We start from the raw sequence: 14515 nt of genomic DNA on the forward strand, positions 1-14515 counted from the left end.
CTTGCCAACACTCTCTCGCAAGGGCCGATAAGCGATACCGTTGCCCACAACATGGCACGCAATGGTCTGCTGCAAGCAGCGCGTTGCAATGCCGACTTGCGCCTGCAGGTGCAATCGGCCATTCTTACGGTCGGTGCGTACCTTGTCGTCAGGCAGGAGACTACGGCCGGGGTCATGATTGTCAGTTCGATAATGATGGGGCGTGCGCTGGCTCCGGTCGATCTGGCCATTTCAAGCTGGAAACCCTTCCTCATGGCGCGCCAGGGTTGGGCGCGGCTGGAGGACCTCTTGGAAAAGGTTCCTGAAACCGCTCCTGTTGTGCCTATGCCTGCACCTGAACGCGAACTGCGCCTCGAAAGCGTGACAATCGTTCCGCCCGGTGAAAGCAAGCTGACGGTGACCGGCCTTGCGTTTGCCATTCAGGCGGGAAGCGCACTCGGGGTCATCGGTCCATCGGGCTCGGGCAAGTCGACACTCTCGCGCGCCATCGTCGGCGCATGGACGCCGGTCGCCGGGAAGGTTCGCATTGACAGCGCAAGCCTCGATCAATGGGACCGGGAAGCACTAGGCCGTCATATCGGCTATCTGCCACAAGGTGTTGAACTGTTCGACGGCACCATTGCCGAAAACATTGCTCGTTTTGAACATGATCCTGACCCTGAGGCTATTGTCGCCGCGGCGAAGGCAGCGGGCACGCACGAACTGATCCTCCGATTTGAGCACGGATACGAAACTCCGGTCGGTGAGGCCGGAGCGGCACTTTCCGCCGGGCAGCGCCAGCTTATCGGTCTTGCCCGGGCCCTTTATCGAGACCCTTTCCTTGTTGTGCTGGATGAACCCAATACCCATCTCGATGCGGAAGGCGAAGCTGCAGTCGCTAATGCGATCGCCTCCGTGCGCGAGCGCAAGGGCATTGCGGTTGTCGTCTGCCATCAGCCGAGCGTCATCCGCGCCGTGGATTTGGTGTTGGTGATGGAAGGTGGACGGCAGCGAGCATTCGGTGCGCGTTCCAAAGTCCTGAAGGCCATCGAGTCTACACAGGATCGCGTGGCAGAGCGCGCTGACATGGAGGATACCGGTGTCCGGCATTGATCAGAACAATGACGTTTCAAGCTCCATTCGCCGCCACCTGGTGGCGGGCCTTCTGGCGAGCGTGATCTTTGTGGCAGGAGCCGGAGCCTGGGCGACCTTCACGAATCTCTCCGGTGCGGTTGTAGCGTCCGGACACTTTGTCGTCGTTTCGTATGTCAAGAAGGTGCAGCACCCGACTGGCGGGGTGGTGGGAGAAATCCTGGTGCGCGAAGGCGATAAAGTAAAAGCCGGCGACATCCTCATGCGGCTCGATGCCACCCAGACGCGCGCTAATCTCGCCATAGTCACCAAGCGGCTTGATGAGCTGGGCGCCTACCTGGCACGACTCGATGCTGAGCGTGACGATCTCGCGGAAATCGCCTTCCCGGACTGGCTACTCGCCCGAAGAGATGTTCCAGACGTAGCTTCGGCAATAGATAGCGAGACGTTGCTGTTCGAATTCCGCAGGCAATCCCGCGACGGGAAGCAGGCGCAATTGGCGGAACGCATTACTCAATATCACCACGAGATCGAAGGACTCAAGGCGCAGGAAATTGCCTGTGAAAAAATGATCGAGGTTCTCCAAAAGGAAATTGCTGTTCTAAGTGGGCTGCGCGAGCAAGGCATTGTCTCGGTCCAACGGTTGAACAGCCTGAAGATCCAGGTTGCCACTTTCGGTGGCGAACGCGGTGAGAAGATCGCAGATCAGGCACAGACGGCAGCCCGCATAGCCGAAACGCGCCTGCAGATCCCGCAGATCGATCAGGATTTCAAGACGGAAGTCGGCCAGGAGCTCAGAGAGGTTCAGGCGCAGGTCGGGGAGTATGTTGAGCGCAAGGTGGCGGTTGAACAGGAACTGCGGCGGATCGATGTCGTCGCGCCGCAGTCAGGCACCATTCAACAACTCGCAGTTCATACGGTCGGCGGAGTGATTACGCCCGCCGATCCGATCATGCTAATCGTGCCGGAAGGCGACGATCTTGCACTTGAAGTACGAATCACCCCGAAGGACATCGACCAAATCCAGCTTGGTCACAAGGCCGTGCTGCGGATGTCAGCCTTCAATCTGAGAACCACGCCGATATTGAACGGATATGTCAGCCGGATCGCAGCCGATCTGGCGACGGACGAAAAAAACGGCATTTCGTACTACCTGGTGCGCCTGTCGGTTCCGCAGGCGGAACTGACGAAGCTCAAGGGCCTGACGCTCGTGCCCGGTATGCCGGCCGAAGCGATGGTCCAGACGGGCGAGCGTACGGCGCTTTCCTATTTCGTGAAGCCGCTGTCGGACCAAATCAGTCGGACATTCCGGGAGGAATGAAATAACCCACGGGAATATATTGTTGGTATTTCTGTTGGTTGTCCGCAGGCTATGTGCGTGGTAAAGATGCTGAAAGCATAGACACATTTCCTGCAGCGGCTTGGAATCGTCGCACAGGATATCGAGTTTCTCGTGCCGATGACCCCAGCCTAGCAGGATCAGGCTGAACAGGCTTGTGGTGGTGAGATCAAGCGTCCACTTCCCTGTCTGGCTCTCATCAGCCCTGAGATGTTTTGTCTGCTCGGCAATGGTGTCGGCATACCCGCGGGCAAAGCGCAGCACGCAGTCCAGAATCTTACTGCTCTCTTTCGCGTCGGCGGCCGCCGCAAACAGTGTCGGAGCGTCGGCCGGATCGAACGATTTCATCAACGCCTGCAACTCGTGCGCCAGAGCCGGCACCGGTTGCCCGGCGGCGAACAGAATGCGGTGCATCGCGTTCATGACAAAGCGGTGCAGGTCGTAGTGGTAGAACAGCCCATTCTTGGCCTGCAGCACCGGCTCGAACAGATATTCGAACGCCTTGCCGCCGAGATTGAGCCGCTTGTCAGCGGCAATCACAATAGCCCGGCCCGAGATGTTCTGCACGATGTCGAAGGCGATGGCCGGCCAGTTGTCGCGCTTGCGCAGCAGCTTCGACTTCAGCTCAGGCGCTTGGACGCGGTACTTTGTCTTGATGGCCTTGACGATGGCGTCGGCTTCCTCCGCCGAAAGGTCGATCGCGGCATAGGCAAAGATCGGCTGATTGTCGTCGAGCAGCTTTGGCCCGGTAAAACCGGCCTCGTCGCAAGAGATCAGTGCAGGGGGCTTGTCCATAGCAGATGCAATCTAACTCACCGGCCGTTTGGTTCAGAGGGCAACGACCAGATTTGTGCTTTGAACATATGTCCGCTTTAGCTCATAGAGAACTCTCACATGAATACTAGATTGGGGGCGCTAGGCGGTCGTCTGCAAACCTCTGCTGTAACGTCCGCTTTTGAGCGAAGGCAAAGTTCGCTCGAACGTCCGGGAAGAGGCGGTGGCGCAAACCTGCCAGGCAGGTTTTGGGCCGAAGAACGAACCCGCTGCGCGGGAGGGCGCCTGCGATTGAGGTAGAGGGCACAGGCCGGGCGTCGCGCCTGCATTGAGCGTCGTCCAGCGGGGGCAGAGCATGACGGGCTTCTTCAACAAGGAGCCTGACCATGCAGCACCCCGTTCTCGATGCACCCATCAGCCCGCTGCGCCAGCGGCTGATCGACGACATGAATATGCGGCGCTTCTCACGCGAGACGCAGCGCAACTATCTCCGCGACATCGGACGCCTGGCGACATTCCTCGGGCGTTCACCAGACACCGCTACCGCCGACGACCTGCGCCGGTTCCAGATCGAGCAGCAGGAGGACGGCGTTCCCGTGCCAACGATGAACAGCATCGTGTCGGCGCTGCGCTTCTTCTTCACCCACACGCTCGACCGCCCGGACCTGGCGCGCAGGCTTGTCCGGCTGGCGCATCCGCGCAACCTGCCCGTGGTGCTCAGCCGCGACGAGGTGGCCCGGCTGCTCAACGCCACCACGTGTCTCAAGCACCAGGCCGCACTGTCGGTTGCCTATGGCGCGGGCCTGCGCGTCGCCGAGGTGTCGATGCTGAAGGTTGCCGACGTCGACAGCGAGCGCATGCTGCTGCGCGTCGAGCGTGGCAAGGGCGGGCGCTATCGCAATGCCATGCTCTCGGAGGACCTGCTCACGCTTCTGCGTGAGTGGTGGAAGGTCGGACGTCAGCAGGGCGTGATGCACCGCGACGGCTGGCTGTTCCCCGGACAGCACGCGATTAAGCCGATCAGCACGCGGCAGCTCTATCGCATCGTCGTCGAGGCGGCCCAGGCCGCCGACATCGCCAAGCGGGTCGGGCCGCACACGCTGCGCCACAGGTTCGCCACCCACCTGCTGGAGGAGGGCACCGACATCCGGATCATCCAGGTCCTGCTCGGGCATGCAAGCTCAACAACACCGCCCTTTACGCGAAGGTGGCGACCCGGACGGTGCGTGCCGTGACGAGCCCGCTCGACAAGCTCGGGCTGTTCAAGCCGGGAGAGGTCTCGCCCGACATCTGAGCCGTGCGCGCCTCGATCGAGGTCGCCGACATCTCCCGTGCTGCCGGATCCGCTTACCGGGCCGCCCATGCAGGTCACCTGAGCCTCGCCCAGCTCAAGGTCATGTCGGCGATCGAGTATTGCCGCACCGCAGCCCTTGGCGGTCACGTCGAGGCTTGCGAGGACTGCGGTCAATGGCGGATCGCCTACAACTCCTGCCGCAACCGGCACTGCCCGAAGTGCCAGGGCGCGGCGGCGAGGACTTGGCTGGCCGAGCGCGAGGCCGACCTGTTGCCGGTCGGCTACTTCCACGTCGTGTTCACGCTGCCAGCCGAGGTCGCTGACATCGCGTTCCACAACAAGGCGCTCGTCTACTACCTGCTGTTCAAGGCGGCAGCGGAGACGATGCTGACTATCGCCGCCGACCCAAGACACCTCGGCGGGCGCATCGGCATCACCGCGGTGCTCCACACCTGGGGATCGGCGATGACGCACCATCCGCACCTGCACATGATCGTGCCGGGCGGCGGCATCGCGCCGGACGGAAGCCGCTGGATATCTTCTCGGTCGGCCTTCCTGCTTCCGGTGCGCGTACTCGGCAAGCTGTTCCGACGGCTCTTCCTCACCCGGCTGGTCGCGCTACACGACGCAGGACGGCTCGCCTTCTTTCGGATCGATGGCGCACCTGTCCGCGCGGCAGGCATTCGTGCGGCACCTGTCGCTGGTCCGCAAGAAGCGCTGGGTGGTGTACGCCAAGGCGCCATTCGCCGGGCCGGAGGCGGTGCTCGCCTATCTGTCCCGCTATACTCACCGGGTTGCGATCTCGAACCGCCGCCTCATCCGGTTCGATGAGGCAGGGATCACGTTCCGCTACAAGGACTATCGTCGTGACGGCACCGATCGGCAGCAGGTCATGACACTCGCCACCGACGAGTTTATCCGCCGATTCCTGCTCCACATCCTGCCACGTGGCTTCCACCGCATCCGTCACTACGGCCTGCTCGCCGGCTCCGCTCGCAAGACCAGCCTCGCACGCGCCCGCGAACTGCTGAACGTCGCTGCGCCGTCGGAGGACGACAACTCGTTAGAACCGACTGACTTCCGTCCGCCATGCCGGTGCTGCGGCGGAAGCATGATCATCATCGAGACGTTCGAACGGTGGCGACAGCCGCGCGGACCGCCGGACACCACGGCGACGAACCGGGAGAACTCTCCATGACCCGGCATGGCATGCTCCAGCCTTCAGCCGCAGGCACTCAGCCTTCGGCAACGGACCCACGCGTGTCCATGGTGATCATCGACGCCGAACGGGTCGCGTCCGGCCGCGCGACGAGCCGACAATACCACGTGGCTGAAAGGCGAAACGGTCCGGCCGCATCAAACCCGCCGCTTCCCAACGGCGGTCGCGCCATCGCTGACACCAGCCGCAAATCGAAATCCCCATAACCATCGCCTGTGGCCCGCGGGTTCCTTCCTCGGGGACTTTCGTACGCCTGCCGGCGCCCGAAACTCTTCACGAGAGTGGACAGTCCGCTTTCGGGATAACTGGGCTAGAAAGCCGACCTTATGCCCAGCTTACTGCGGATCGCTTTGCGCCAACTGCCGACACACACCAACGAGGCCATGACCGTCTCAATTTGGAGCGTTTGCGGACCGGCTGCTTCAGGCGGGAAATCTTCAGGGCCGGACATTGCGGCAGCCGTGAGCATTGTCGTGAGCTGACCCTCTGCTGCCCTTCAAACCACCGTCTAGGAACGTCCAGAATGGGTGCGGAAAATCGCAATTCGTCTCGTTAATGGGAACGAGCAAGTAGCGCCAATTCCCACCGCCAGTGAAAGCTGCTGGCTCTAGCGTTTTGAGACATGGCTCTTTGTGATTGAGCGCATGAGCCGAACCTTTGACGTACGCCTTTAGTTCCACCCAATAATAACATTCCGCCTGACGTAGCTATTAGTTCACCTTAGCTCTTCCATAACGGTATGAACTTCTCTAATTGTCGTACAGGAGGAAACAATTGAACGAGAGATCATCAGAAGCGGTCGGCGCTAAGGCGAAAAGTGGCTTCCTAAAAGTTTTGGCCGTCGCTATTGCCGCTTTTGTTGCCGGCGTGGCAGCCTTCGTGGCCGATATAGGATCGATAGGAAGCGCAATAAACTCGGCATGCATAAAGTACGCTTTTTGCGATCCGGGCGAGTTTTATGTCGCGGGTGGAGTAGGTGTTGCCGATGCCGCGTCGCCGGACATTGCAAAACTCTTCCCCGACATCTCGCTAGAGACGCACGTTGCTCCATTCGCGGGGGCGAATGAGAGGCTGGAAGGCGCCACGCATTTCAATGTCGATGTTAAGGGTGGGCCAGGCGAAGGCGGCACGCGGGACGGTTTGCCGTATCAGGTTGCGGTGGTGAACCAGTTCTTTTCCCCACTCGAATCCGGGGGAATGGGGTGGCGCGTCGGGTATCCCATTCTCGACTTTCTCGTCGCCGAGTCTGGGAAAGCCGTCGACATCACCAGCATCGACATTGAAGTTTCCCGGGTGGAGATGGACCGCACCCCATACGTACAGATTTTCTCGCCGTCTGAGTTTGCAAGGCTTCTGTTGATCAATGAGAGCAGTGAGTCGACGGTGTCCGCAAAAATTCGATTCAACTTTGTGGAGCACGAGGGAAAAGTCATGTTGGTTGATTGGGATGCATGCGCCAGGATCGACACTGACTCATATGAGGGTGTAGACTTCTCGAATTTGAAGCTCGGACGTGATTTTGATGCATTCGACCGCTTTGCAACGTGGGACCTTACAGAGGTACTAAGAAAGCGCGTGGCGGACTTCGCTCAACGCGAATACCGGAACTACAAATCCCTTTCTGAATTCGCTACCGAGGAAAGTCAGGTTCAACCCCAACCGGTGCAGGAGCCAGCGGACTTTAACCGTTGGGAGGAGGAGAACCCTTGGGGAACTGGCTGGAACTGGGCCATGATCTACGGTCAGATCGAGAGCGAAGCCAGTGGTGTCAAGCATATCTCCCTGTTTTGCGCCACCCTGCCGGTTCATCCAATTGAGGGCGGCGCCGGGGAGATTCCGTTCTCCACAAGCCGAATCATAAAGTTAGACCCCGATCGTGTGCCGTACGTTCACAAGGTCGATGCCTTCGTGAGGATCGACGACAAATCGCCTCACTTTCGAGCAGCACTCATGTTCGCGGCAGATAAAAGCGCATACTACTGGGCCAGGTTGGTGGCAAAGTTTTTTGATAAGCGCGTGTTCGTGAGCGATCCTATCAGGATGCACCTGTTCGTGCCGGGAACCACTTTTGCGGTAATGAAAGACCCCAACCTTCTGGAACGCAAATAGCCGCGCCGCAAAACGAAACGCCAATATATCTCAATGATCAACGAAGAGCGTGGTCGTCGGCAATGTCTGCTTTCAGGCGGTGGCAAAGCTGTCTTCAATCTGCGCCATGGACTGCCCCTGCCCTCGAATTTCCCGACGTCTAGTTTTGGGCGGTTAGCGGACTGGCAGGTCACCGGTCATCGAATGATCAAAGCGGCCAATACTGAAATGAGACGAACCGCTCTTTGCCTGGCCGCTATCAGACACTCCATCCAGAGCCTCCCCAAGGGATGAATCTTCCTATAGATGTTGGACACCGATTGGTGCTTTTAGAGTGACGGCTGGCTCAGTTTGCCTTCTCCGAATCGAAATGATCAAAATGAACGCCCACAGTGCCGATGCCTCAGCCTTAGGTTTTCTTTACCAGGCCCAATATGCGCTTTTGAGGCTTTGGAGTGAGACAAGTCTCGAAGCCGTGATCTATCTTGAGACGCTCGACGATGTTGTACTCGAAACTAACGGACAGACGATCCTCGAGCAGCTCAAACATTCGCTGTCGAAAAAACCGGACGCGATCAGCTTGGCGAGTGTGAACCTTTGGAAGACATTGAAGGCGTGGATCGACGTCCTTCCAGATCTTGACCTTTCCACGACATCGCTTCACCTCGTCACGGTCGCAGATATCTCCCCAACCTCTTCGCTTAAAGTCCTTCTCGACGACGCAGAAAGCCGTGCCGAGCTTCTGATCGCCCTCCGAGAGGAAGCGAAGCGTGTCGTGCAGGAAAGGGCAGACGCAGTGGAGAAAGGGGTGGTGCCGCTTCCTCATGCGAAACGCGCTCCGGGCTGCGAGGCATTTCTAAACCTCTCCGACGAGAAACAGGCCGAGATCCTCTGCAGGGTCAAATTGATGCCCGGCCAACAGAACATCAAACACATTGAGGACGAACTCGCGAAAAGACTGACCTCCGTGCTCGCGAAAGATCAGTCCGATGTAGCGTCACGCATGGTGGAGTGGTGGAATCGCCAGATCATCCATGCGCACTGTGGGAAGCGGGATAAGGCCATCCACCGCTTCGAGCTCGTGAAGCGACATATGGAGATCGTTGCCGATATCGAACACGACAACCTCGTGGACTATTATGCGACGGAGCTTCCCCCAGATACCTACCGATCGCATCCGATGGTCGAGAGCCAGATCAAGCTGGTGGAATCACCTGCATCCTGGCTTCAAAGGGCTATCACCCATGAATGGCGTGCTCGTGCATCTCGGTCGCGATGGTCCACCGATAACCCGACCTGGCAAGAGAAGATTTCCAAGTATGACGATCGGCTGACCGAGGAGTGGTCATACATGCACGCTGACATGTGCGAAAAGTGCGACGGCAAATCCGACGACGAGAAAAAGACCAGAGGACGCGAGCTACTGAACTGGAGCTTCTTTGAAGCACCCAACAAAATCGAATACCTCACACCGACCGTTACTTCGCCAAGTTACGTCAGAGGGACATATCACGTGCTGTCGATTGACGGACGAGTCGGCTGGCATCCTGACTATGTTGCCCTTCTGGGGTTTAAGAAATGAGATTGGCTTACGATCTTTTCGCGGAAAGCAATCCTGCTTTCGGCACATTCGGCCTCGTTGGATTCTGCGAAAAGTACCATGCGGTTTCGAAAAGATCGCCAGAGCTCGCGCTTGCGTACCTCGCCTTGCCGCTCGCTCTTTCCGACGACCTGGAAACGTCCTTCGAGGAGACGGCCGCTACAACAGGTCTCCTGTCTTGGCTCAACCGATATCCAGATGTTCGTCTAGGCTTGGGTGCCCGGTTAGACGCCTCGAAGGACATCGTATCAGCGGCGGTACGGTTCGGACTTAGTACAAAGGCCTTATCGTTCAATTCCGATGGGACCATCTGCCTCGGCACTCGGAAAGCGCCGAAAGCGCCGATTGCCGACTTGCCAGAGAAACCGAAGCGCGCCGTAAAACGCGCGGAGCGGCTCGGCACCTGGATGGGCAAGGCGGGATCAGCTGGAACAATCTTTTCCGCGTTCGGAGTGACGCCGTGACTCGTTGGAACATTCGTGAGATTGCATTCTTTGGTGTCGGTGGAAGGCGCAGGACACTCGAATTTGATGTCGGCAAGGTCAATGTAATCACCGGTGCATCGGGGACAGGCAAGTCCGCGATCATAGACGCGATCGATTACTGCCTTGGGTCGAAGGACTGCAATCTACCATTCTTCGTACGCAACCACGCCGAAGCCGTGGCTATTCACTGGGCGCTGGGTGAGACGGACCTTGTCGTTGGTAGAAAGATTCCAAAAGCGGGAAGCGGCACCAGCCTGATGTACGTTCGGTCAGGTCGAAACCTTACTCTTCCGGACACATCCGAAGAGCTTGAGGGCCCGACCAATCGAGAGACTGCACGCGAATTGATCGAAAAGGCGTTCGGCATTCAAGGCACCGACGACCCGGCCATCGCCGCCAAGTCTGAAAAGGGGCGCGCGACCATCCGTGACGTACCTCCCTACATCTTTTTGTCTGGAGACGTCATCATTAGTAGGACGACACTGCTGCACGACCTGAACCGACCGGAAAAAGCAAAGGACATCAAGGCGACTATTCCCTACTTTCTCGGCGCTATCGATCAGGAGAGTGTGCTCGCCGCGCGGACGCTTCGACAACTTGAAGCCGCGCTGGCGAGGATCGAACGGGAGGCGAAAGCACAGGAGCGGAGCCAAAGCCTCTTGACGCAGCGCTCGATGGCGCTTTTGACGCAGGCGCAAAGTGTCGGCTTGCTTGCCGAATTGCCTTCCACAGATGCGTCCGACCAAAGCCTCCTTAACCAGCTCGCTGAAGTCGCGGGCAATGAGGTCGATTCATCAGACACCAGAGATTCGGAGGCTCGGGCAGTCCTTGAGGAAGAACGGCGAGAACTGGTTTCCGAATTGCAGGCGCTGAGAGGTAAGCGTCAGATGCTCAGGCAGACTATCCGCGAGGCGGTCGGCTACGAATCGGCAGTGTCTGGGCAGTCTCACAAGTTGCGTCTGGTCGAGCACCTAAAGCTCGAAGACGGGCGGTGTCCCGTATGTGATGCTGAGAATGCCGCAGGCCAGGTAATGGCGGAGCAAATACGCAATTCTTTAACGATCGTTTCAAACGAGGTTCTCGCGGTCGACGGGATGCGTCCTCGTCTAGACGCACATTCAGGACATATCGAAAACTTGATCGGCTCTAAGTCCGGCCGCCTGAGGGAAGTCGAAGAGCAAATCAGCGGGCTCGTCCGGGTAGAGGAAGAGGCGGTGAAGACAGGGTCTCTTCTACAGGAGAGGGCTCGTGTCGTGGGCCGTATCGACCAATTCCTCGAGACAACGGCGAAAGACTTCCAGGCGACTTCGACGAATACCGAATCGCTCTTGGCCCGGATCGAAGACTTGAGGGATCAGGTCGATCCGCAGGCCCGAAAGGACCGTCTTCGCGACGCGGAGAACATGGTCAGCGGCTTTGCGACCGAGATGCTTGATGACCTTCCCACTGTGGTGCCAGCTACGGGCTCGCGAGTAGTGTTCTCTTCAACCCCAAACATTTCGGTGATCGAGCCATCTCGTCGAGCGGTTCTCACAATGGCCGAGATAGGTTCAGACCAAAATTACCTGGCTATCCATCTCGCCCTGTCCTTCTCACTGCACAAGCTCTTCGAGACCATCGTAGCGCCCGTCCCGGGCGTTCTCGTCATCGATCAGATTAGCCGTCCCTACTACCCCAAAGGTGGCGACGAAAAGCGGCTCCAGGAAATGGAGAAGGATGACGATCAGGTCGCGATGCAGCAGATCGTCCGTTTTCTGTTTGACGAAACGGCACGCCAAGCGGGCCTGCAGATCATCCTCATCGAACACGCCTATATCGAGGAAGATCCGGAATATGTTGCAGCCGTAAAGGGCAGATGGACGAAGGCATCCGGAATCAAGCTCATTCCCTCTGACTGGCCTCTAAGAGCCTGATCGGATAAGCACCCCAGCAACTGGAAGATGCTGATGTTTCGAGCTTAAGCCGCCCCATTTCTCCGCTTGCTGTGAGCGACTGCTTTCAGGATAGAATCGCGAACCGCTAACGACCGAGACGCTGAAGGGTTTCGGGTGTCGTCAGGCGTACGAAAGTCTCTCATGCAGGAACCCGCGGGCCGCAGACGATTACCTATGGGGATTTGTGCCTCGAGGTGGGCCAGCGCCTGTCGCGAACTTCCGCATAGGATGCGGTGGGCATGTCGTAGAAGCGGCTTCCGGGCCAGGTCGCAGAGCCGGTAGCGTTGATTCCGACGGGATTGGTGTGCGTGATGACCAGCGCCACGGCAACGTGCACATAACATCCCGTTGACCGGTGCCGGCGTGGCGCGGTCATAAGAGCAACTTGGCCATGCCGGGTCATGGAGCGTTCTCCCTGTTCGGCGCTCTTGAGGCAGGCGGTGCACGAGGCTGGCACCACCGTTCGAACCTCTCGATGACGACCATGCGTCCGCCGCAGCAAGGGCAAGGCGGGCGGACGTCAGCCGGTTCTTCCGGAGTGTGGTCTTCGGGCGGCGGAGCGACGTTCAGCAGTTCGCGCGCGAGTGCGAGGCTGGTCTTGCGGGCGGAGCTGGCGAGCAGCCCATAGTGACGGATGCGGTGGAACCCACGCGGCAGGACATGGAGCAGGAAGCGGCGGATGAACTCGTCGGCGGCAAGCGTCATGGCGCGCTGGCGCTCGACACCGTCACGGCGACAGTCCTTATAGCGGAAGGTGACTCCAGCCTTGTCGAAGGCGATCAGGCGGCGGTTCGAGATGGGGACCCGGTGAGTGTAGCGCGACAGGTAGGCGAGCACCGCTTGGGGGCCGGCGAAGGGCGGCTTGGCATAGACCGCCCAGCGCTTGCTGCGAACACGCTTCAGATGACGCAGGAAGGCCCGACGGTCAGTCAGGTGCGCCATCGATCCGAAGAGGCGAACCGACCGGCGTCGTGCAGCGCGACCAGCCGGGTCAGGAACAGACGGCGGAACAGCTTGCCCAGTACTCTGACTGGGAGAAGGAAGGCCGGCCGCGACGATATCCAGCGTGACCCGTCCGGCGCGATGCCGCCGCCCGGCACGATCATGTGGACATGAGGATGGTGCGTCATCGCCGATCCCCATGTGTGAAGCACGGCCGTGATGCCGATGCGTGCGCCGAGGTGCTTGGGATCGGCGGCGATCGTCAGCATCGTCTCCGATGCCGCCTTGAACAGCAGATCATAGACTAGCGCCTTGTTATGGAAGGCGATGTCGGCGACCTCGGCGGGCAGCGTGAACACGACGTTGAAGTAGCCGACTGGCAGCAGGTCGGCTTCGCGCTCGGCGAGCCATGTACGTGCGGCCGCGCCCTGGCACTTGGGACAGTGCCGGTTGCGGCAGCTGTTGTAGGCGATGCGCCATTGGCCGCAGTCCGCACAGGCTTCGACATGACCACCCAATGCAGCGGTGCGACAATGCTCGATCGCCGACATCACTTTGAGCTGGATGAGGCTCAGATGACCTGCATTGGCGGCCCGATAGGCGGGGCCGGCAGCACGGAAGATGTCGGCGACCTCGACAGACGTGCGCAAGGCTCAGCCGGGCGGCGTCTTGCCTTCCATCAGCGCCATGAGCCGGTCGAGCGGCCCTGCGTCCGCATGGATCGTCCGCGTCGAGCCCTTGGTGTAGAGCGCGGTCGTATCGAGTTTGCTGTGACCAAGCAGCACCTGGATGACGCGGATGTCGACATCCTGTTCGAGCAGGTGGGTGGCGAAGCTGTGGCGTAGCGTGTGCGGGCTGACGCGTTTGCGGATGCCGGCGACCTCGGCAGCCTCCTGGACTGCGCGGTGCAATTGCCGCGACGAGATCGGCGCCGTGCAGCTGCGCCCCGGGAACAGCCAGCCATGCGGGAGCATCACCCCGCGCCGCCTGCCTTCGCGCCACCATAGCCGCAGCAGCTCAAGCAGTTGCGGCGAGAGCATCGCATTACGGTCCCTACGGCCCTTGCCCTGCTCGACGCGGATCAGCATGCGTGTGCTATCGACATCGTCGACCTTGAGGTGTGCGACCTCGGACACGCGCAGACCAGCGCCATAGGCGACGCCGAGCGCGGCCTTATACTTGATGCTTGGTGCGGCTTCGAGCAGCCGCGCCGCTTCCTCCACGCTCAGCACGTCGGGAAGCTTGCGCTGATGCCTCATGATCACCAGCGCACGCGCCAGATCCCGCCGCTTCAGCGTCACGAGGAACAGGAACCGCAATGCCGAGACCGCGCCATTGATCGTCGCAGGGCCGACGCCGCTCTCATGCTGATGCAACTGGAATCGACGGATGTCCGCAGCCGTCGCAGTGTTGGGCGAGCGGCAAAGGAACGCAGCGAAGCGCCGGACGTGACGAACGTAGTAGTCCTGCTGGGTATGGGAGCCCAGGCCACGCATGAGCATGTCGTGCTGCATGCGCTGGCGAAGCGGAGAGATTGGTGCATCGGTCGACAGGGTAGCCATGGCGAGTTCCTCTCGTTGAAGGGAACTCCATGGTCAGGTCGACGCCTCTACCCGCTCAAGTCAAATGCCTGTCGCGCCATCACAGGCCGAGGCGCCCCTCCCGCGAAGCGGGTTCGTGCATGAGGCGCGAAGCTGCCGTTTGTTGGGGCACGGCCCACTCTAGTCCGCTCTGACGTGCCAAGCAGCTCGTTTCACTCCACCGAATTT

7 protein-coding genes and 3 pseudogenes are annotated in these 14515 nt (G+C 59.7%); 8 read left to right on the forward strand and 2 right to left on the reverse strand.

What is annotated here, in order from left to right; genetic code table 11:
• From NKI15_RS22245 to NKI15_RS22280, 8 genes and pseudogenes are all read left to right on the forward strand, one after another.
• Positions 1-1092: type I secretion system permease/ATPase (locus NKI15_RS22245; protein WP_352886955.1), on the forward strand; the 1092-nt coding region annotated here is incomplete at its 5' end.
• Entirely contained in the window at positions 1079-2392 is a 1314-nt protein-coding gene (locus NKI15_RS22250) for an HlyD family type I secretion periplasmic adaptor subunit (protein ID WP_352886958.1), read from the forward strand. The genes NKI15_RS22245 and NKI15_RS22250, both read left to right, overlap by 14 nt.
• Before the next feature lie 1178 nt (positions 2393-3570).
• Positions 3571-4478: pseudogene (locus tag NKI15_RS22255) on the forward strand (site-specific integrase).
• A 3-nt stretch (positions 4479-4481) separates the two neighbouring features.
• Positions 4482-5676 (forward strand): annotated as a pseudogene (locus NKI15_RS22260) (IS91 family transposase).
• Between the two features lie 795 nt (positions 5677-6471).
• Positions 6472-7806: a hypothetical protein gene (locus tag NKI15_RS22265; RefSeq protein ID WP_352886961.1), complete on the forward strand. Its 1335-nt coding sequence runs from the start codon at positions 6472-6474 to the stop codon at positions 7804-7806.
• 349 nt (positions 7807-8155) lie between these two features.
• A complete protein-coding gene (locus NKI15_RS22270) occupies positions 8156-9367 on the forward strand; it encodes an ABC-three component system protein (RefSeq protein ID WP_352886963.1) in 1212 nt (403 codons plus the stop codon).
• A gap of 2 nt (positions 9368-9369) precedes the next feature.
• The gene (locus NKI15_RS22275; protein WP_352886965.1) at positions 9370-9849 is read left to right on the forward strand and encodes a three component ABC system middle component; all 480 of its coding nucleotides are present in this window, start codon (positions 9370-9372) and stop codon (positions 9847-9849) included.
• The gene (locus NKI15_RS22280; RefSeq protein WP_352841961.1) at positions 9846-11783 is read left to right on the forward strand and encodes a DUF3732 domain-containing protein; all 1938 of its coding nucleotides are present in this window, start codon (positions 9846-9848) and stop codon (positions 11781-11783) included. Before NKI15_RS22275 ends, NKI15_RS22280 begins: the two co-directional genes overlap by 4 nt.
• A 420-nt stretch (positions 11784-12203) precedes the next feature.
• Here the strand turns inward: NKI15_RS22280 and NKI15_RS22285 are convergent.
• Positions 12204-13396, reverse strand: a pseudogene (locus NKI15_RS22285) (IS91 family transposase).
• A gap of 3 nt (positions 13397-13399) precedes the next feature.
• On the reverse strand, positions 13400-14308 hold the full coding sequence (locus NKI15_RS22290; RefSeq protein ID WP_352886969.1) for a tyrosine-type recombinase/integrase: 909 nt from the start codon (positions 14306-14308) through the stop codon (positions 13400-13402).
• Between the last annotated feature and the right edge of the window lie 207 nt (positions 14309-14515).

This window comes from Mesorhizobium sp. M0862 (genome assembly GCF_040319795.1).
Taxonomy (GTDB): Bacteria; Pseudomonadota; Alphaproteobacteria; order Rhizobiales; family Rhizobiaceae; genus Mesorhizobium.

Bases quoted from the DNA above. Each gene is read 5' to 3' on its own strand.
- NKI15_RS22290 (WP_352886969.1), bottom strand. From the start codon at position 14,308: ATGGCTACCCTGTCGACCGATGCACCAATCTCTCCGCTTCGCCAGCGC.
- NKI15_RS22270 (WP_352886963.1), top strand. From the start codon at position 8,156: ATGATCAAAATGAACGCCCACAGTGCCGATGCCTCAGCCTTAGGTTTT.